Source organism: Paenibacillus sp. GCM10027630, assembly GCF_042676305.1.
Lineage (GTDB): Bacteria > Bacillota > Bacilli > Paenibacillales > NBRC-103111 > Paenibacillus_S.
In genome coordinates this window covers 105,886-126,042 of record NZ_JBHTGY010000049.1, presented here as the reverse complement: position 1 = coordinate 126,042, position 20,157 = coordinate 105,886, and the positions used below count along the sequence as shown (strand labels likewise).

The 20,157-nt window shown below is 43.5% G+C and carries 19 protein-coding genes; 7 read left to right on the top strand and 12 right to left on the bottom strand.

The genetic code is table 11. The features are described from left to right. Window positions 1-75 precede the first annotated feature (75 nt). The 3 genes from ACFQ0C_RS23780 (at window position 76) to ACFQ0C_RS23770 (ending at window position 2,368) form a co-directional block, all read left to right on the top strand. Entirely contained in the window at window positions 76-1,440 is a 1,365-nt protein-coding gene (locus tag ACFQ0C_RS23780) for an aminotransferase-like domain-containing protein (RefSeq protein ID WP_379370234.1), read from the top strand. Between the two features lie 138 nt (window positions 1,441-1,578). After that, entirely contained in the window at window positions 1,579-1,908 is a 330-nt protein-coding gene (locus ACFQ0C_RS23775) for a hypothetical protein (protein WP_379370232.1), read from the top strand. Further along, window positions 1,901-2,368 (top strand): type II toxin-antitoxin system VapC family toxin, encoded by a 468-nt coding sequence (locus ACFQ0C_RS23770; protein ID WP_379370230.1) that lies wholly within the window; start codon window positions 1,901-1,903, stop codon window positions 2,366-2,368. The genes ACFQ0C_RS23775 and ACFQ0C_RS23770 overlap by 8 nt, the downstream gene beginning before the upstream one ends. A 147-nt stretch (window positions 2,369-2,515) precedes the next feature. On the opposite strand, the gene ACFQ0C_RS23765 is transcribed toward ACFQ0C_RS23770, so the two are convergent. Then, window positions 2,516-3,079: an FAD-dependent oxidoreductase gene (locus tag ACFQ0C_RS23765; RefSeq protein ID WP_258213323.1), complete on the bottom strand. Its 564-nt coding sequence runs from the start codon at window positions 3,077-3,079 to the stop codon at window positions 2,516-2,518. A 251-nt stretch (window positions 3,080-3,330) separates the two neighbouring features. Between ACFQ0C_RS23765 and ACFQ0C_RS23760 the strand changes: the two genes are divergently transcribed. Together ACFQ0C_RS23760 and ACFQ0C_RS23755 are read left to right on the top strand one after the other, a co-directional pair. Next, on the top strand, window positions 3,331-4,254 hold the full coding sequence (locus ACFQ0C_RS23760) for a DMT family transporter (RefSeq protein WP_379370227.1): 924 nt from the start codon (window positions 3,331-3,333) through the stop codon (window positions 4,252-4,254). Between the two features lie 87 nt (window positions 4,255-4,341). After that, window positions 4,342-4,827: a hypothetical protein gene (locus ACFQ0C_RS23755; RefSeq protein WP_379370225.1), complete on the top strand. Its 486-nt coding sequence runs from the start codon at window positions 4,342-4,344 to the stop codon at window positions 4,825-4,827. Between the two features lie 239 nt (window positions 4,828-5,066). Here ACFQ0C_RS23755 and ACFQ0C_RS23750 read toward each other — a convergent pair whose 3' ends face one another. From ACFQ0C_RS23750 to ACFQ0C_RS23720, 7 genes are all read right to left on the bottom strand, one after another. Next, window positions 5,067-6,233 carry an iron-containing alcohol dehydrogenase gene (locus ACFQ0C_RS23750; RefSeq protein WP_379370223.1) on the bottom strand — a complete coding sequence of 389 codons (1,167 nt, stop codon included), beginning with the start codon at window positions 6,231-6,233 and terminating at the stop codon, window positions 5,067-5,069. Between the two features lie 158 nt (window positions 6,234-6,391). After that, on the bottom strand, window positions 6,392-7,171 hold the full coding sequence (locus ACFQ0C_RS23745) for a metal-dependent hydrolase (protein WP_379370221.1): 780 nt from the start codon (window positions 7,169-7,171) through the stop codon (window positions 6,392-6,394). A gap of 195 nt (window positions 7,172-7,366) precedes the next feature. Continuing rightward, entirely contained in the window at window positions 7,367-9,076 is a 1,710-nt protein-coding gene (locus tag ACFQ0C_RS23740; RefSeq protein WP_379370219.1) for a response regulator, read from the bottom strand. Further along, window positions 9,051-10,796, bottom strand: a complete 1,746-nt coding sequence (locus ACFQ0C_RS23735; RefSeq protein ID WP_379370217.1) for a sensor histidine kinase — start codon at window positions 10,794-10,796, stop codon at window positions 9,051-9,053. Before ACFQ0C_RS23735 ends, ACFQ0C_RS23740 begins: the two co-directional genes overlap by 26 nt. Before the next feature lie 53 nt (window positions 10,797-10,849). Beyond that, on the bottom strand, window positions 10,850-11,665 hold the full coding sequence (locus ACFQ0C_RS23730; RefSeq protein ID WP_379370215.1) for a carbohydrate ABC transporter permease: 816 nt from the start codon (window positions 11,663-11,665) through the stop codon (window positions 10,850-10,852). A 4-nt stretch (window positions 11,666-11,669) separates the two neighbouring features. Then, window positions 11,670-12,548 carry a carbohydrate ABC transporter permease gene (locus tag ACFQ0C_RS23725; RefSeq protein ID WP_379370213.1) on the bottom strand — a complete coding sequence of 293 codons (879 nt, stop codon included), beginning with the start codon at window positions 12,546-12,548 and terminating at the stop codon, window positions 11,670-11,672. An 85-nt stretch (window positions 12,549-12,633) separates the two neighbouring features. Further along, entirely contained in the window at window positions 12,634-13,971 is a 1,338-nt protein-coding gene (locus tag ACFQ0C_RS23720) for an ABC transporter substrate-binding protein (RefSeq protein ID WP_379370211.1), read from the bottom strand. Between the two features lie 296 nt (window positions 13,972-14,267). On the opposite strand from ACFQ0C_RS23720, the gene rarD reads away from it, so the two are divergent. After that, on the top strand, window positions 14,268-15,158 hold the full coding sequence (gene rarD, locus ACFQ0C_RS23715; RefSeq protein ID WP_379370209.1) for an EamA family transporter RarD: 891 nt from the start codon (window positions 14,268-14,270) through the stop codon (window positions 15,156-15,158). Window positions 15,159-15,668: 510 nt separating this feature from the next. Here the strand turns inward: rarD and ACFQ0C_RS23710 are convergent. From ACFQ0C_RS23710 to ACFQ0C_RS23700, 3 genes are all read right to left on the bottom strand, one after another. Next, window positions 15,669-17,066 carry an MATE family efflux transporter gene (locus ACFQ0C_RS23710; RefSeq protein WP_379370207.1) on the bottom strand — a complete coding sequence of 466 codons (1,398 nt, stop codon included), beginning with the start codon at window positions 17,064-17,066 and terminating at the stop codon, window positions 15,669-15,671. A 56-nt stretch (window positions 17,067-17,122) separates the two neighbouring features. Beyond that, window positions 17,123-18,463, bottom strand: a complete 1,341-nt coding sequence (locus tag ACFQ0C_RS23705; RefSeq protein WP_379370205.1) for an MFS transporter — start codon at window positions 18,461-18,463, stop codon at window positions 17,123-17,125. A 154-nt stretch (window positions 18,464-18,617) separates the two neighbouring features. After that, window positions 18,618-19,010, bottom strand: a complete 393-nt coding sequence (locus tag ACFQ0C_RS23700; RefSeq protein ID WP_379370203.1) for a hypothetical protein — start codon at window positions 19,008-19,010, stop codon at window positions 18,618-18,620. Window positions 19,011-19,253: 243 nt separating this feature from the next. Between ACFQ0C_RS23700 and udk the strand changes: the two genes are divergently transcribed. Continuing rightward, complete coding sequence (udk, locus tag ACFQ0C_RS23695; protein ID WP_379370201.1) at window positions 19,254-19,913, top strand: uridine kinase; 660 nt, start codon at window positions 19,254-19,256, stop codon at window positions 19,911-19,913. Here the strand turns inward: udk and ACFQ0C_RS23690 are convergent. Then, complete coding sequence (locus ACFQ0C_RS23690; protein ID WP_379370199.1) at window positions 19,831-20,133, bottom strand: hypothetical protein; 303 nt, start codon at window positions 20,131-20,133, stop codon at window positions 19,831-19,833. The two genes, udk and ACFQ0C_RS23690, sit on opposite strands and share 83 nt — an antisense overlap. Window positions 20,134-20,157: the final 24 nt, after the last annotated feature.

Here is a 20,157-nt window from a genome sequence, read left to right as displayed (position 1 = left end):
AACTCCCTCATCCGTATGATACAATGCTAAAAAAGATGATCTGTACCAGTACAAATCAATGATTGAGGTGAATTCGTGCATAAGTATTTGCAAATATTAAACGGCCTAGAGAGCTTGATCCATAGCCGCCCTTACAAAGAAGGAGAACGGCTTCCTTCCATACGAGCGTTGGCTGAACAATATAGCTGCAATAAAAGCACCATAATCCGTGCTTTAAGTGAGTTGGAAAAACAGCATCTGATTTATTCGGTTCCCAAGAGTGGATATTACGTGGTCAAAAGAACAAACCTTCAAGAAGATAATGAAACTGGTATCATCGATTTTGCCACTTACGCTCCTGATCCCGACGTGTTCCCTTATTTGGATTTCCAGCACTGCATTAACAAGGCGATAGATACGTACAAAAACGATCTGTTCGTGTACGGGACACCCAAAGGGCTTCCCTCTCTCATCCAGACGGTAAAAGGACAATTGGCCAATCATCAAGTTTTTGCAGATCAACGCAATATTATCGTCACTTCCGGCATTCAACAGGCGCTGTCTCTGCTGACGGCCATTCCTTTTCCAAATGGAAAATCAAAAATTTTGATTGAACAACCCGGCTATCACTTGTTCATCGAGCATCTGGAAACGCGGCAGCTTCCTGTCTTAGGAATCCAAAGAACGGCTGCAGGAATTGATTTAGACGAGCTGGAGCATCTGTTTCGTACGGAATCTATTAAATTCTTTTACACGATGCCACGGTTCCATAACCCGTTAGGCAGCTCGCTCACTCAGCAGGAAAAAAAGAAAATTGTGGAGCTGGCTCAAGCTTATGATGTGTATATTGTCGAGGATGACTATTTAGCTGATTTCGAGCAAGATAGTAAAGCTGATCCTCTATATGCCTACGATAATTCGTCACATGTTATTTATCTCAAAAGCTATTCCAAAATCATCTTCCCTGGGCTGCGGATAGGAATAGCGGTGATCCCTGATGCTCTGATGGAATTGTTCAACCGCTACAAGCGTCTTCTCGATATCGACAGCTCTATGCTTTCGCAAGCAGCTTTAGACATTTATTTAAAAAGCGGCATGTTTGAGCGCCACAAACTGAAGATCCGCTCTTCTTATTCCCGCAGATCTCGATTATTGAATGATGCTTTGCAGCAGCAGTCCGAGCTTAATGGGGAATTATTAACTTACCCTTCACCTAAACAACCGTGTATTCATGCTCATATCTTACTTGACAGCAGCGTTTCAATCTCTCAGCTCATTAACCGTCTTCATAAAAAGTCAATTCTGATTGAATCCGTCCACAAAAATTATTTAACCTCATTTACTAAGTTACCTATTCTGAAGATCACGGCTTCTAACGCAAAGGAAAACGATATTAAGCCAGGCATTCTACAGATGGTAGAAGAAATGAAGCAGGTTTATTTGAAAAAGAGCCCACAATGAAGGGGCGGACGGTAACCGCCCTCCCTTGCCTATATTTCCAGCTATCCCCTCAAAATTGTCGTTTCGACTCGAAATATGTAGGATGTCCTGCTATTCCGACTCAATAAATGATTATTAGCGACGGAGGTGCAATAAAGTTTGAGTACTACGAAACGAGTTTGGCAAAAAAAGCTGGAGCATTGGAAGCACAAAGCAAATCATCTGATCTCCGGCACTGAGGAAATCGATGAACGTATTGAACTTAGTCCGGTGATACTGGAGAAATGCAAAGTACTCGCCGAGGATAAACAGACTACCGTGGATGATGTGGTTCAACAAATACTGGAACAATATTGGCTTCAGCGCACTAACGAGCTTTCCACTCCTATTTCGAGGGAACATATAGATCGAAACCCAATATTCCTGTTGGATGCGCTAGCCCACCGAAATTTTAAACCATTCGGAGTTGGGGAGAATAATTATGAATAATCATGAACAAATTAATTTAGATCAAGCTGTGTTTGTAGACCAATCCGCCCTTACTTCCTTTATGGATCCGCAGGCTTCCTACTATTCCAAAGCCAGGTCCATATTCATTGATCTGGATGATCTGGACCGTAACTTGGTTACAACGAATTATGTACTGTTTGATACCCATCAGTGGCTTAGAAACAGCTATGGATTTGAACATGCGCAATTTTTTCTGGATACCATGGAAACAGCCACCGCTCAATCAAAGCTGACTGTTATCTCCGGTAGACCCGAGTTCGAGAATGAATCCAAACGTCTTATTATGGATTGTCCTGATTTACAGTTATCACTGAGCGAAGCCGTCACGGCTGTAGTGATGATCACCTATCAGATCAAGCGTATATTTACATTTAATCCAAGCTATGCCTTCCTGCCTAAGCTGGATTCACGAATCAAGGTACTTCCGAGTCTGTGGTAGCAAGTGACTTTCCAGCGTAAAAGAGGATGTCTCAAAGATCGTTTTAAACTGATCTTTTGAGACACCCTCTTTTTTTTGAATGGATCAACCCTACTAGATTACAGCGGAAGCTGTTGAACCTTTTATATACTATCAAGTGTTGAATTATTATTGCTTCATCATATCGTGATCAACATAACGTTCGCCGTTCAGCTCGCTGATGATATTTATCGCAACTTTCGCTCCATCGCCTGATGTAATAATAGTATGCACGCTTACCCCAGCTGCCGTTCCAGCAGCCCAAATGCCTTCTACCGAGGTCTTGCCATCAGCCGTCACATCGAATACAGTTTTAATCCGCGGCTCAGTTGCGGGCTTTGTCTTAATTCCGAGCTGTTCAGCAAGATCCGTCATCACACCTGTAGCGAGAATCACATGTGTTCCCTCATAGCTGCCTGCATCTGTTGAAACGGTGAAGCCCTCAGAGCCTTTAGTAATTTGCACTGCCTTACCCTGAACCAGCTCTGCCCCAAACTTGACAGCCTGCTTCTTGCCAATCTCTACGAGATCAGGACCGCTAATTTCCAATACTCCATAATGATTCTCTACCCACGCCCGTTTCGTAATGCTTTGATCGCTGTCTATAACTAATGTTTTCTTTCCAGCTTTGGCCGCAAACAATGCAGCGCTTGCTCCTGCCGGACCTGCTCCAATCACAACAATATCGTACATTTGGGATATCTCCTCTCAGTATTGGAATCATGATGTCTATAAGCTTGTCTGCACTACTAATGCTACACAAAATGGTTAAAGATGTCAAAACAGATGCGTTCTTTATCAAACTGGATTTGCTTCATTTGCAGCTGAATTTAGTTAATCGTATTAATATTTAATCAATTTAATTCATTATGGCCTTGTATCCTATACGCATCCCATGTAAACTGATGTCACTTGACTTTAAATACAAAGGAGCACGATGTTTTATGCTTTGGCGTTCCCCCTACATTCTATTAGTGCTGGCCACCTGCCTCTGGGGAGGAAACTTTGTTGTAGGCAAAGTACTGGTTACAGAAATCCCTCCTATTTTACTGGCTACCATTCGATGGTGTATCGCACTTCTGGCTATGCTGCCGTTTATCGGACGTGACATGTGGAAGCAGCGCTCGATTATGTTTGCCAAGTGGAAGCCACTCTTATTCCTGTCACTGACTGGCGTTGCCGGCTTCAATACATTAACCTACATAGCGGTTCAATATACGGGATCCATTAATGCAGCTCTAATGAATTCTGCTACACCGGTTCTTATCGTATTAATTTCAGCCATTGTGCTGCGTGAGCCTTTTACAGCTGCAGTGCTGCCTGCAATTGCTCTGTCGCTGGTTGGTGTTCTATGGATTATTAGCCGCGGCAGCTGGGAAGCAATTATTTATTTATCATTCAATAAAGGCGATATGTGGATGATAGCTGCGATCATCTGCTGGGCTTTGTATTCGGTCTGGATGAAAAAAGCAGCTGGACAATTTCCTGCACAAGCGTTATTTTTTTGGCAAATAGTCGTTACAATAATCGTTTTGATTCCGTCATCTATTATCGAGTATGCGGTACGTCAGCCTGTCATTCACGGTTCAGCCAATCTCATATTGGGCCTGCTGTATATAGGGATTTTTGCATCTCTTGTAGCTTTTACAGCCTGGAATAAGGCAATAGCATTGATCGGACCCTCCCGTTGTGCAGGATTTCTAAATTTAATAGTAGTTTTCAGTGCTGTTTTTGCTACCGTTTTTACAGGGGAACGTTTACACCTATACCATTGGGTCGGCGCTGCGCTTGTGTTAGCTGGAGTATACTTAACCAATAGGATACAGAAAACGGCTCAGAGGAATAATATGGTTGATCAAAAACAATAGCATATTGGCTTTTTAAAATTCAACATTTATGCTAAATTAAAGAAAATCTAATCATTTTCATTTTTTTCAGGAGGATGAATTCTAACAATGAATGAACATGCACTGGAGCGGTTAGTTCAAGCCAAATCCGAACAGGAGCTTGCTGAGCTTCAAGTCTCTATTCAGAATGGAGGTTACTCTGCATTTCATCAGCTTCTGGAGGGCTTTAAGCTGCAGATAAAGGAAATGAACGAAACACAGGTTCAGAATGTATTGGAATGGCTTCAAACCGCTGAACGTCTATTTCCTAATCCTGGTCTGTTTAGCCCTTCATGGCTCCATATTTGGAAAGAGCTGTCCGAGATGGTTTCGATAAAGACTCAATTAATGGAAGCGGTTCCAGTCGAAGAGAGAAACGGGGAATGGCAGGTCATTCTGGACAATCCGCATACGATACAAGAAGTTGTATGCCATCCGAGCTTGACCTTTGACCATGCCGCTTATTTGTTCAGCTACTTCCGTCCTGGACTTGAGAAAAACGAGTATATTCGACTGCAAAAAATCCAAAACATGTTCATAGAGGTTGGATCATAGCCATCTATGTGTCCTTAGAACTATTAACGGACGCACAGTTCGACTTCCTCGACACAATAAGATTTACAACTGCCAAGCATCCTCACATATATGTCGAAGGAATTCTGATTTTAGCGAGTTATGCGCTTGCCCGGGAAATGATTATTTATTTCCGGCATAGTTTAAATGATTTCCATCCAAATAAAGAGCCCTGCTATTGATATAGCTGGGCTCTTTATTTGGATGGCTCACATAAAATTCTACAGACTCATCTCTAAAATTTGGCGAACGTCGCTTTCGTTAAGTGGCTTGAAAGAGCCTACAGATCCGAATCTGACAGTTTCCTTCGCCATCCGGTCCAGCTCCTTGCCATCAATGTTCAAATCACCTAAACGACTCGGTGCTCCAATTCTAGTAAAGTAGTCACGAGTTGCTTGAATACCAGCTAATGCTATTTCATTGTCCGTCTTACCATTAGGATCTATCTGCCACACCCGTACGGCATACTGTACGAAACGGTCGATTCGTTCTTGATACACATATTTCATCCAATTCGGGAATAGGACCGACAACCCTTCAGCATGTGCAATGTCATAAATAGCGCTGACCTCATGCTCAATCATATGAGTCGCCCAATCATTTTGCATACCAATACTGATCATGCCGCCGTTCAATGCATAGGTTCCACAGAGCATAATATTTGCACGCGAAGCATAGTCGTTCGGATTTTGTAAGGCTAGCTCACCATTTTCAATGACAGTTTGAAGAATAGATTCACACAATCTCTCCTGCAAGGGAGTATCTGTAGTCGGACTAAAGTATTGTTCGAATACGTGCGACATCATGTCAACGATGCCATTGACTGTCTGGTTTGCAGGTACTGAATACGTTAATGTAGGATCAAGAATGCTGAATTTCGGATACGCGTGAATGCTTCCGAACGATTTCTTCAGGTTCTCTTCCCAATTCGTTATTACGGAGTTACCATTCATTTCAGAGCCTGTAGCCGATAACGTCAAAACCGTACCAAGCGGCAAAGCAGATTGAATCTGTGCTTTTCTTATGCAGAAGTCCCACACATCTCCGTCATAAGGTACTCCAGCCGCTACTGCTTTGGCAGCATCAAGCACGCTTCCTCCACCGACTGCCAATATAAATTCGACGCCATGCTGACGGCATAGATCAATCCCTTTCTTTACCGTCGTAAGACGCGGGTTAGGTTCAACGCCTGCGAGCTCATGCACCTCTGCTTGAATTTCCTGCAGCTGTTGCAAAATCCGGTCATATAGACCTGTTGATTTAATACTTCCTCCGCCATAGACCAATAGAACCTTTTTGCCGTAAGCAGAAATTTCTTGTCCCAATTGGTTCAGCTTATCAGGGCCAAACAATAATTTAGTCGGATTTTGAAATTGAAACGAATTCATAATAAGGTGCTCCTCCATCCATTCATTAAGTTCTGCACTCAATTAAGCTGTGCTATATAGATACTACATATACAGATTCATTATAGCTTTCAACCCTCTAATAGAAAATGACTGAAAAAACATTCACAAACTTACCTTGACGTTACTTGCTTTCAGAATTATGTGTTCCACAAAGCACTTACCCTGTCTTTAATATGTGTAAAAAATCCAAACATCGTATCGCCCATCGGCGCTATAAAGGCATGCCATACCAAAACAAAAGTCAACGTAATGCATATGCTTTCCACAAGAAAGCCACTGAATTTCCCTGTGCTCATTAGCGGCAGGCGAAATTTCCACTTTAACGGTGGCAGCGGGTGAATACCATGTTTAGTCAGCATATCGCACAACAGATGCAGTGTATAAGCCATTACACCAGAAATCCACAGCGACTCTCCCAGCCTGATGGAAGCGAAATACAGCACAGCTCCCCAGATAGCTACCCCATAAACAGAATGGGTTAATCCGCGGTGAGGAAGTACAGCACACACCATAAGCAGTGCCCCTATGGTACCCCACCAGGGTCCCGCTTCAGCGCCAAGATAGAGCAGTAATCCTCCTAGAACAATCATTAGCAGCTGCCTAAACAGCCTTTGATGAATAAGGAATGCGCCGATCATAAGTACGCCGACTCCATAGCTGTAAGGGACATAAAACGATTGAAAATAGCAGTAAATCATAAATCCAACGCCAGCTGCGACTAGAGCAAGCTTAATCTTATTCAGCACCGCTTTGGGCATGGTCTTCTGCAAAAGCAGACTATTGGGTTCGTCAATATCCGGCAGCAGTGAGCTGACAATAGCAACAACAGCTGCAGGCAAAGTGATAGGCTGTCCTATCAAGCTCAATACAGACAACGTTACACCCGAACCAACAATCAAATGGGTTCTTCCCGTCATAAGCTCGCTATTCTTCCTTTCATGAACGTATGATGTTATAAGCAAGTAGTAGTTTACTTAATCATAACATGAGATCACCCAAAATGCGAACAAACATTCTGTGATAAACAGGTTACACAAACAAAAACAGCCCCGTTGAAAGATCATTTCAGGAGCTGTTTATTTAATGTCAGAAAGTATTGTTGCCTCTGTTAATTACACAGTAGGAGGCAATCCATTAACAGTTGCAGCCGTCCCAGTCCCAGCATTCTGGTCGCGGTATTCTTGAGGTGTCATGCCATAATGCTTTTTAAAAACATGATTAAACGAATGCGCCCGCTGATAGCCCAGCTTTTCTGCAATTTCATATATTTTATCGTGGCTGTTTTTGAGCAAATAGGCTGCTTTCTCCATCCGTAGATGGAATACATAGTCGGTGATGTTTTGTTTGGTTTCAAGCTTGTATATTTTGGACAAGTAGACCGGATGGAGATAGACATGATCGGCAATTGCCTGTAAGGAAACATCCCCGCTCAGATTAAGCTCTACAAACTGTTGTACCCGATGCACTACAGACGTACGGGAATCCTGTACTTCTTTGTCCATATCAGCCTTTAATTGTCCTAGCACCCGAAAGCTCCAATCTCTTAACAAACCAATCGAGCGGAATGGAACACCTTCCGTCAGCTTTAAATAATCCACTCCGATTAATTCAGAAAGCTGGCGGCCATTTTTATGAGTAATGTACGAATAGGCCGAGGATATTGCATAAAAAACTTCCAGGACATGCTCTTGGGACTGCGCCCATTCTTCGTTGATTTCCTCATACACTGCTCTGAGCTTATCTTCGACCTCTTTCCATCTCCCTGCCTCTAACAGCTGAGTTAAGGAAGGCAGCTCGTAAAGCCGCTGCAAGGTTCGGTACGATTCGGCAGCAGGCTTCTCATGTGTAGTCATAAAGATATCATGCTCACTGCCAATCCGTTTACGGAATAATGACAAAGCTTGATTATAGATCGCTGAGACGTCGCTCGGGAAGGATCCCCATCCGCTTACAAGCACTGACACCTTTCCTTTCAGAAAAGTGTTAACAGCCTTTTGCAGCTCGCTTGCTGTACGCTCTAAATGCTGCTGCCGTTCCTCAAATTCTCCGGAAGAAGATAAGTTTGAGGATATCGAGGTCCGAACCTCCTCCACAGATACACTTTTCCACTTCAGCATAAATACCAGATAGTCGTGGGCATCCTTGCAATGCCATAGCTCATATTGCGGAGCGAACAGCTCCTCTGCTATGTTGCTGACCGCATATTCAAATAGCGATAAACTATGCGCATCATAGTGCAGGAAATACTCTTCCATCCGCACCAATACCAAAGCAATAACTCCATTATCGAAGATGGGGACATTCAATTCCTCCATCTTTTGCCGCCAACGCTCCACACCATATCGGCGTCCTTGGAGCAGCTCATTCAACAGGTTTCCCTTCAATAGCGGCAGATGCTCCTTAAGGGTATGTTGAATACGCTGGTGTGAAAGAACCACCTGCCATTCGGACTGAATTTGATCCAACACTCGCTGCACCGTTTCCTGAACCTGCTCTTCAGACACAGGCTTCAACAAATAATCAACGGTTCCATGCTGAATTGCCTCTTGTGCATAGCTGAAATCCGCGTAACCGGATAGCAGAATACATTTGGTCTTCTTCCATTTCTCCCGAACTATTGCAATCAGTTCCAAGCCTGTCATTCCAGGCATTTGAATATCGGTAATCAGTATATCTATGGTTGTTGTACTCAAAATAGCCAATGCTTCATCAGCAGAGTATGCTCTGTGCACTGTTTCAATACCCATAGCGAACCAATCCATCGTGGTTGATAACCGTTCCACCACATGCATTTCATCATCTACGATCAACAGCTGATACATTCATGGGCTCCTTCCATTTCAAGATAGATTTAAAGCCCCCATTGTCATCGGCTGTCATTAATTCCAGTCCGGAAGCAGGTCCGAAATAATGCTGCAGCCGCTGGTGCACATTCCACACCCCACAGCCCATCTGCTCACTCATCGGCTCGTCCAATGTTTGCCGCAGCTCGGCAAGCTGTGCTGTCGTCACTCCAACTCCATTATCCTCTATAATAATCCGATGTTCATTGCCGTGAGACTCTCCACTAATCCGAATCAATCCTTTGCCCGCTTTTCGCTCAAGCCCATGAATAACGGCATTTTCAACCAATGGCTGCAGCAGCAGTCTTGGTATTGTCATAGCGAGGATTGCTTCAGGCACGTCAATCTCATAACAAACCCGTTCCATTCTTAAATTTTGAATCGTCAAATAATTGGTGATAAGCTGCAGCTCCTCTCGAACGCTTACGAGCTGTTTCTCCACCCGGGTCGTATACCGATAATAATCTCCCAGATTGTTAGCCATAGCTACGACGGATTGCTTATCCTCCAGCATGGCCATATTGCTTATGAAATATAGACAATTATATAAGAAATGAGGATTAATCTGCGCCTGAAGCTGCTTCAGCGTTGCCTCCCGTGACCGTAGCTGTTCTGCGTACACTTTCTCAATTAATTCTTGAATTTCTTCAGCCATTTCGTTAAAGCGGCGGATTAAGAAATCAAACTCATTATTCGGCTTATAATCAATTCGCGCTGAATAAACCCCTCTCTTGAGCAGCATGACTCCCTGAAGCAGCTTAGCGATTGGCCTTTGAACATGGCGATACAGCAAATAAGCTGCAACCATACCGGCAACAAGCAGCAAACTAATGGCTACATAGAAGAAGTTCCTGCTTTTATTGATAGGCAGCAGTGTTTGCTCTAACGGAACATAATCAACCAAATACCAGCCTAAAGTATTGGATTTAACGAAGTTAATTAAATATTTTTTGGAATCCAGCTCTAGAATACGGTTGCCAGAATCCGCTTCTATCTTCTGCTTATCCAGCTGTTGTGTAACAATGGCAGCAAGCGGTGAAGTAACGCTATGATTATAAACACCTGGCATTCCCGGAATATATAAAAAAGGGTCCCCTTTGCCCCCCGCTTTAAAATGATCCAGCATTAGCCGGAGATTTTCTGCGGAAAACCGGACCTCATATATGACGTGGGTCTTCTCTAATCCTGATGCTGAAGCAGGCTCTGCGATTTGACGGACGAATGAGTCGTATAATGGTTTGCCGCTGCCTTGATCATAAGTCCAATTAGCTTTAATCGGCTGTTTCATATAGGCATCATTGTAAGTGACAAAAATGTTGGACGACAATACCTGCTTCTCTTCCGCCAAGTATATGTTTAATTCATTCGTCCATTCACTGGATGCGCTTTGATAGCCAAGCTTCTCTATAACTCTTGATTGTAAAAGAAGTCTATCTAATACAGTGCTGTACTTCTTCCCTACATACTCGCGTATAAAAGGATCGTGGCCGACAATAACTGGGAACATTGCCAGTTGATCGACGGCCGCATCCACTTGTGATATAAAAAATTGCTGACGGTTCAGCAGATTTCCTTGAATCTCACTGCGCAGAACATTAATACTGACTTGATGCGAATACATATACACACAGGCAATAGGGACCAGGAGTAGAAAGATGATCAGCACCATTTTACGAAACGTGTTTTTTTTAGCTGCCATCTTAACCACTCCACCCCATTCTTGCTGTATACGTATAGTTTGCCCTTGCATGGTTATCCTTTCACCGCTCCAGCTGCCAATCCACTTACGATATAACGCTGTGCCAGCAATGCTATTATAAGTACGGGCAGTGTTATTATGCAAGCCGCGGCCATCAAGGCACCCCAATTGATTTCTGAGTATGACATAAAGTTAAATACAGCGATTGGCAATGTTTTGGTCTTGTCTCCCGCCAGAATGATCGAGAACATAAAGTTGTTCCAAGAGAAAATAAACGACAGAAGCGACGACGTAATGATTCCTGGTCCGGAAATCGGCAAAATAATACGGAGAAAAACCTGCGAACGCGTGCAGCCGTCAATCAAGCCAGCTTCTTCAATTTCTGTAGGCAATCCTTCAAAGAAGGAAATCATGATCCAGATTATAAAAGGCAGCCCGACCAGCATATGGCTTAAAATTAACGCCAGATAGGTGTCCACCAGCTTTAGATTGGAAAATAAGATGAACCATGGGATCAGGAACGTAATACCCGGTACAATTCTCGCCACGAGAATAACCAAACCGAGCCCCTGAAGCCTGTACCTGGCAATCGCATAAGCAGCAGGCAAGCCTAACAAAAGAGATCCGGCTGTAGAACCTACCGCTACAATGAAGCTGTTCACAATAAAACGCATAAACTCATATTGACCGAAGACGTTTACGTAGTTTTTCATTGTTGGTGTAAAGAACAGAAACTGCCCTTTTGACATGATCTGAGCCTGTGTCTTAAAGGAAGCAAGAAGCATCCATATAAACGGAAATGCAAACACCAGAATGACGAGCAGCGTCAAAACAGGATAAACCCACCTTAGAGCACCATTCTTTTTCATAAGGTTACTGCACCTCCATGCGTTTGCGAACATAAATCAAAGCAAGTGTAAGACCCATAACAATAGCAAAGAAAATTACGAGCAAAGAGGACGCCATACCCAGCTTGAAATACTGGAAGCCTAGCACATACCCGTACAAATTCAATGTCTCTGAGGCTAAATTCGGTCCGCCTTGAGTTGTTGCGTAGATGATATCAAATGTTTTTAGTACATCAATCAGACGAAGCATTACGGCAACAACGATCGTCGGTCTTAACAATGGCAGTGTGATGTTGGTGAACTTTTGCCAGGTTGATGCTCCATCCACATCGGCCGCTTCATACGGATCGCTCGGTAAAGTAGATAAGCCTGCCATTACTATTAAAGCAATCATTGGCGTCCATTCCCAGACATCCACGATAATTAGAGATGGAATTACTTGATTAGGCGAGGCAAGCCATAACAATGGTTCAAGACCCATAGCTTTCAACAGCGAATTGGCAACACCAATAGTCGGTTCATAGATTAGCATCCACACAAGACCCATCGCTACAGGGGTGGCCACCATAGGAAGCAGAAATATTGTTTTTACAATGTTTTTACCGCGAAATTCCCGGTACAGCAGCATCGCTATTGCAATTGCAAGTACAGTCTCCAGTACAAGTGCAACGATGGTAAAATAAAACGTGTTGAACACCGAGTCCCAGAAGCGTCCGTCACTTAATAAAGTTGTGTAGTTGCTCAATCCTACCCATTTGGGTGGTGTTGTTGCAGACATGCTCCATTCATAAAAGCTGATTCTAAATGTGTAAACGATGGGGAATACCATCATGATCAAAACAAATAACAGCGCCGGCATCGTATAAATCCATTTGATGTTGCGGTCAAACCAGCTATGATTCATTTCCTTGGCCTACCTTTCTCTATTGCGAATGGGTCTCTGGAAAAAAGAAAGGATCGGCTTGAGCACCGATCCTTCTCTCCACCGCTTACTTGCCCTTTTCTTTATCCATGATCGTTTGAAGCTCTGAATTCGCTTTGTCTGCGGCTGCTTTAATATCGCCTCCGGTCATACCTTGCAAGACGATAGCACCTACTGCATCACGCGCTTCACCAACTCCGATCAATACCGGACGGTCATGGTCTACGCCGCCTTTGGCGGATTCTTTAATAACTTGAACCATTTCTGCCGGGAAGCCTGATGTGCCTTCAGCATTATCCCACACAGAAGCACGTGCGCCAGGGTTGCCAAGCTTTTGAGTTTTCAGAACAACGTCTTTGCTTGTCGCCCATTTAATGAATTCCCAAGATGCATCTTTGTTGGCCGTTTTGGAGTTCATAGCTAGTCCCCATGAAGTGATGTTGTATGGCTTCGAGCCTGCTTTCCCGGATGGGAATAAAGCAAAGCCTACATTATCGGCAACCGTTGATTTTTCCTTGTCGGTCACATTTTTATATAGCGAGTTCGCATCCGTTAGAAAAGCTACTTTACCTTGAGCAAAAATACCGAAAGCTTGCGGCCAAGACATATTCAATACTCCTGGCGGAGCGTAGTCTTTAAGCAGGGAGCTATATGTTGTGAAAGCTTTGATGGCCTCTGGCGTATTTACAGTTGCTTTATCTCCCGTTGTAAAGTCAGCGCCTTCAGAGAACAGGAATGAGGATACTTGCGTTACAAGCGGCGAGCGCTGTCCACGAGCTACAAACCCGTACATTTCATTTTTCGGATCATGAAGCTTTTTGACAGCCGCTGTTAGCTCGTCCAATGTTTTAGGTACTGCAATTCCTGCTTTTTGCAATAAATCCTTACGGTAATACAAGATTTCCTGTTCGGTAATGATAGGGATTCCAGCTAGCTTGCCATCTACGGTTGTCGAGCCGATAGCTGATTTGGAGAAATCGTTGAAATCATAGCTCGCATCCTTTTGTGGGTATTCATCCAATGCTGCTACCCAACCGTTTTTGTAGAATAGCTTGCCTTCTTGCAAAGGTCGGTACATGAACACATCCGGCGTTGCTGAGCTTGAAGTGAACTGAACGGTCAGCTTTTGCGTTAATTGATCCTCGAAGAAGCTTTGCAGTTCTACCTTCATGCCTGTTTTGGCTTCGAACTCAGGGATCAACGGCTTAATGGCTTCTCCCCATGGATGATTGGCTGTAACTACAGTCAATTTCTTGCCATCAAAAGGTTTGGCTGCTGCTCCTCCTGCTGCATTGCCTGTATCTGGCTTTGCAGGTGTTGTGCTGATACCGCAGCCAGCCAGCATGCTTGTGGCAAGTATGGTTGCCACTCCAGCAGTTAACCAACGTTTTTTGTTTATTTTCATTAGTAAGAACCCTCCTAGTATATGCTTGCGATCGTCTGCTCGATCTCTATGTATAGCTTAAACCATTTTAAAATCCCCTGAAATAACGCAAATTAAACATGTATAACGCGAACACAACAGATTTAACAAGAAATCTGCCGATACATTTTGCGTAATCATTTCCTTTACAAATTCTTCAAGCGGCCTCTGCCTTTTGTAATTTTCCGCCTTCTCGTAATCAATTGCTAAGGTAGGGTTACTTTCTTTCGGTAAGTTTGATACACTAAGACTTACTTTAAAGAAGGAGTCAGGTGTAAATGAAAAAAGGAGTTATTTATGGAATATTAGCTTATTTTTCGTGGGGACTATTGCCCTTGTATTGGCGTCTCTTCGAATCGATGCCGGCTTGGGAGATTCTTGCTCACCGAATTGTATGGTCCTTAGTCTTTGTAGCTATTTTGGTGACTGCAGCCAAACGCTGGAAGCAGCTTAAATCGGTTGTTCCGAATCTTAAAAGCAAAGCGGCCGTATTGCTTTGCTCCATCTTCATAAGCTGCAACTGGTTTCTTTTCATTTGGGCAGTGAATAATGGTCATGTGATCGAGACGAGCTTAGGCTATTATATGAATCCGCTAATTAGCGTTGTTTTCGCTGTCATCTTTTTGAAAGAACGACTTTCGGCAGGCCAATGGATTGCCATCTTACTTGCAGGCCTAGGTGTTCTCATTATGGCCATTCAATACGGCACTGTCCCGTGGGTTGCCATTTCTTTGGCCATTTCTTTTGCTCTGTATGGCCTTGCCAAAAAAATAGCAGGCTTGGATGTGCTGCTCAGCCTGACTTGGGAAACCATCATTGTTTTTCCCGCTGCATTAGGCTATTTATTTTACATTCAAGGTTCCGGTACAGGCACACTCTCTAATTTATCCAGCTATTCGCTTGCACTTCTTTTACTATCGGGAGCGGCGACTGCCTTGCCTTTATTCTGGTTTGCTCAAGCTGCCAAGCTGCTGCCGTTATCGATGGTCGGATTCATCCAGTATATTGCTCCGACAACAAGCTTGCTGTTAGCTATTTTTATTTTTCACGAACCGTTTGCCGAAGCCCAATTGATAAGCTTTTCGTGTATCTGGCTCGCCTTGATTGTCTATTCCTTTGTCACCTTCAGAAAGTCCAAAGTAAATAAAATGGTGACTAATGCGGCGTAGAAGGCACGGAATAAGGAAAGATGTCAGAGAAAAATCAACTAACAAGACCTCTTATGTGTAAACACATACGTGTGCGCACATAGAGAGGGAATCCAGCTTGGTGAGTGTAATTGCCGTATCACATGGATCTCAGACAACGCTTCATCCACAGATATGAAGGAAAATAGCGGAAGCATTTGTCCGCTATCACCTGGAAAGCCACAAAAACAGAGGGATAACGGAACTGGCTTTTCCGTTATCCCTCTGTTTTTGTGCATAATACCCCTATTCTCCGGTAATAACGGAATTCCAACTTCCGCTATAGCCTCATATTGGAGGAAGCGGATAGAATAACGGAAATCTCCGTTCCGTTCAGCTCCTCAAAGCCTCATAGTACATACACCGCGTCGCTAGCCGTTTAAAACGCGCGTTGCGGCATTGCATGGCGGTCGGTCGAACCCCACAGACAGTAAGAATGCTCGCTCGTTGCTTTTATTAGCTAACCAATTAGCTCCATCTTCACTCCAGCCTTCATCCTGCTGCTTGCTGCGGCTTATCCCCGAGCATCTTGGCGTTGCGCCAATTGCCCCACACATAATAGCTGATAGATAACATTATTCCGATGCTGAAAGCAATAGGAAAGCTCCACCATACCGCATCCAAACCATATTTGGCGCTTAAATAATAAGAAAGTGGAATCCGTATGCACCACAGCGATAGAAAGGTTGTAAGCAGAGGTACCATTACAGCTCCGGTGGCCCTCACAACGCCAGATACTACAAAGGTAATGCCGAATAGTATGAATGCCCACAGTGTTATAGAGTTGATTCGCATTCCTATCTCTATTGCCGCTTGATCCTGCAGAAATAATCCTAATGCTTGACGATTAAACAAGTAGATCGAGCCCACAAGCACACCTGTCATCAGGAAGTTAATCACAATGCCCATAATTGTTGTCTTATGTACTCGATCCCATTTGCCAGCACCCACATTCTGAGCCGCTACCGTAGAGACTGCTCCTCCAATGGCCATTGCAGGCATCTGGATATAACTGGACAGCTGCATAGCTGCCCCGAAGGCTGCTGTAGCAACAGAGCCAAAACTGTTAACCAAATTAATAAAAGCGAGAGCGCTTGTAGACACAATTAGCATTTGTAAGCCCATTGGAACACCTTTTCTAACAAGTGACCCGATAATAGCGCGATCAAATCGGACATAGGGCAGATCTGCACGAGTTAAGCGCAGGAAATGCTTTTTGCGATATAGAAATATAATCAAGCAAACTAAGCTGACGAATTGCGCAATCACAGTCGCTACCGCAGAACCGGCAATTCCGAGAGCAGGAACAGGACCAAGACCGAATATAAATAACGGATTCAACACTATATCCAGGAAGGTTGAAATCAGTAAAAAGTAGAAGGGTGTCTTCGCATCGCCAGCCCCGCGCATGATCATCATCACAAAATTATAACCATACATAAACAATAGACCGATAAAAATAATCCGTAAATAATCTGTTGCGAATGCTAGTGCATCTGGCGGTGTGTGCATTCCCTCAAGAATCAATGGCGAAAAAATAAAGCCCAACACCGTAATGCTAACCGCAATTCCAATAAAAAAGAGCGCACTCGTACCAACAACCCGTTTAGCCTGCTGTTCATCCCCCGCTCCCACGCTTTGAGCAATTAATATTGTCGCGGCCATACCGATACCGAACACAAGACTCAGCAAAAAAAACATAATGTTATTTGCATTAGAGGTAGCCGCGAATGCGCTTTCACCAAGAAAGTTGCCAATCCATATAGCATTGATTGTACCGTTTAGCGACTGCAGAACATTCCCCATTAACACTGGCAGCGCGAATAAAATCAACTTTTTACCGATTGGACCTTCTGTTAGTGAAGTGTTCATCTTATAGGCCATGCTCATCTCTCCTTTATGTAGAATGAAAGACAGCCTAAGCTGCCCTTCAAACATCAGGTATATTAAACTTTACGAATCATAAAGGATGAAGCGAAAGCAAACAAGCAGACGATAAATCCATATAGAAATAAATGCTCAAACCCGGCATAAAAGCTGCTTGCTTTAGCCAGTATGGCTCCCATAATCGTTACCCCAATTGCCGTTCCTATGTTGGAGGAGAACAATTGAATCGAAGTCGCAACCCCTTTTTGATGAGGCTCGACAAGCTGTTGGGAACCGATGGTAGAAACCGTAAAAATCAAGCCGAAGGCTAATCCTTGAACTACCATTGCAAAGAAGGCAAACCAGAAACCTGAGCCCTGCTTCAACATAAGCAGAAATGATCCCGAGACCACCAAGAGAATATTCCCCGCAATAATTAACTTTGAATAACCGTAACGCATAATCCATTTCCCGGCGGGCACCGATACAGCCATCCATCCGAATGACATCCCCAGCAGAGCCACCCCACTAATAAACAAAGAATATCCTTCCTCTTGCAAAAACAAGGGTAAAAAGCTGGAAGCTCCAAACAAGGAGACACAAGCCAAAAAGGTATTCACCTTCATCCAGGCAAAGGGCTTGTTCTGGAACAAGGTTAAAGGAACAATAGGTGACTCATGGTTTTTCTCATACAGATAGAAACCGACCATTACGACAATACCTGCTATACCATAAGCATATGTGTATTGCTCCACAATTGTAGTTAACAGAAGCAAACTGATCCCAACGGCAAAAATTAATGCCCCCAATACATCTACCTTTGATTTTTTCGGTTCATACACTTCTTTATAAGCCGACAACAAAATGAACGAAACGAGGCAAATCGGAATGTTAATAAAAAAGATCCAACGCCAATTCGCATATTCAACGAAAAACGCGCCAAGCATAGGAGCCAATATAGCTGATAATCCCCACATTCCTGTAAATAGAGCTTGAATCTTGCCTCTCTTCTCTACAGCAAATAAATCACCTGCAATAATTGAAGGAAACGGCATCATTACGCCTGCACCTATCCCTTGTACAGCCCGATAAATAACTAGCTGCACCATAGAATTGGCAAAGCCGCATAATATGGATCCAAGCAAAAATAAAATAATTCCTGCACCAAAAATAGTTTTACGACCGAATAAATCCGATATTCTTCCCGCCACAGGTGCAATGACTGTAGACATAATCATGTATGAGGCGAAGCTCCACGCATACAAATTGAAATTGCCCAGTTCTTTGGCGATTACAGGCATCGTCGTATTAGCAATGGTTGTATCCATTGATGCAACCAGCATAGCCAGTACAATACTGATCATAACCGGAAGCTTGCTTTTAGCCGCTACGCGAACTACTGATGATGCTTCAACTGCCATCGTACATCCTCTTCCCTTCTTTTGCGTTTCTAATATGTAATTTTTTTACACGCAATAAATCCAGATTATCATAATTCCTGGTAAATGTGCACAATAAAAAACGCCTGCCCTATGAAGGAAACAAGCGTAATTCGTACCTTTGGGATGCTATTCTTCAGATAACTGCACTTAAACCGCCATATTTGGAGATTGCCATTAGCAGTTCGTTATGGATAGGAAGTATAAATTGAGCTGTCCCCATTGCGAATATTCCACTGCGGTTATGAAGGACTACACTGCGAACATAAATACGGTAATGTGAACTTCCGGAGGACATTTTAATTATTTCCTCACCGGAGGAGCGGCGGTTATGAAAGGTAATAGCTTTTACATTAGAATTGTCGAACGGAACAATACTGATAATATCCTCCAGCTTGATGTGATAATTGGCGTGAGGCTTTTGGTAAATCAATTCCTTAGTTGACACCGTGATGCCGAAATCTCCCTTTTTATGAGAAAGCTTCAGCTCGCCTTGATATGTCTTAATAGCAATGAAATTTTCATTCATGATAGATTACCTCCTGAGAGTTTCGTTGTAGCGAAACTAACCTCATAAGCTTTTACAGAGCTTTCCATAGAAGGCTGGCTTCGTAAGGCATACAGCTTGCAGGATGGGATTGCTTGTTCAAGAGCATACCACAAACTATGCCTGTCCGCCACAATTCCAATCTAGAGTTCCCGCTGTGATTATGCTACAATACTTGAATTGAAGCTTAATCGCAGCATTCAGCAGGAGGATCAAATAACAATTATGCTTATTATCGGTATTGCAGGTGGTACCGGCTCTGGTAAAACTACCGTAGCTCGTTCCATCATCGAAAAGCTTGGCAGTGATCAGGTCACTTTTATTTCACAGGACAATTATTATAAAGACCATGGTAACTTGGAATTTAGCGAGCGTGAGAAAATCAATTATGATCACCCACTTGCCTTTGACAATGATTTGCTGCTGCAGCAGTTAATCGAGCTAAAGCAGTTGACCCGCACACAATCACCTACGTATGATTTCTCTAATCACTCGCGTTCTGCCCGGACCCTCGAGCTTCTTCCAAATCCAATTATTATTTTGGAGGGTTTGCATGTATTGTCGGATGAGCCCATTCGAAGGTTGCTGGATATAAAAGTATTTGTAGACACGGATCCGGATGTGCGGATTTTACGCCGCGTACTGCGTGATATACAAGAAAGAGGCCGCTCTGTTCAATCGGTATATGACCAATACATGTCTACCGTAAAGCCAATGCACGATGCCTTTATCGAGCCTTCCAAAAAATATGCCGACATCATCATCCCCGAGGGCGGACATAATGAAGTCGGCATTAACCTGCTCACGATTCTGACTGAGAAGCATCTACACGAATCGAACGATTTGCTTCATCCCAGTATAAGGACAGCCGCGGATCATTCTTAAGCTTAACATTGCACATTTTAAGTTGATTTTCCGTTAGCTCCAGAAGCTCCCATAATTCACTATCTTCAATGGATTGAGATTCCAGAAACGGTTGCTGTCCTTCTGCCGCATCATCTTCGTAATCCCAGTATTTAGTACCGTAATAAGCAAGCTTATACCCGTTAACCAAAGTACAGGTAAAGAGCTGGTTCGATTCCTTATGCTTCAGCACGAAAGGCAATTGCTTTCCCCCACTTCCTGTAAA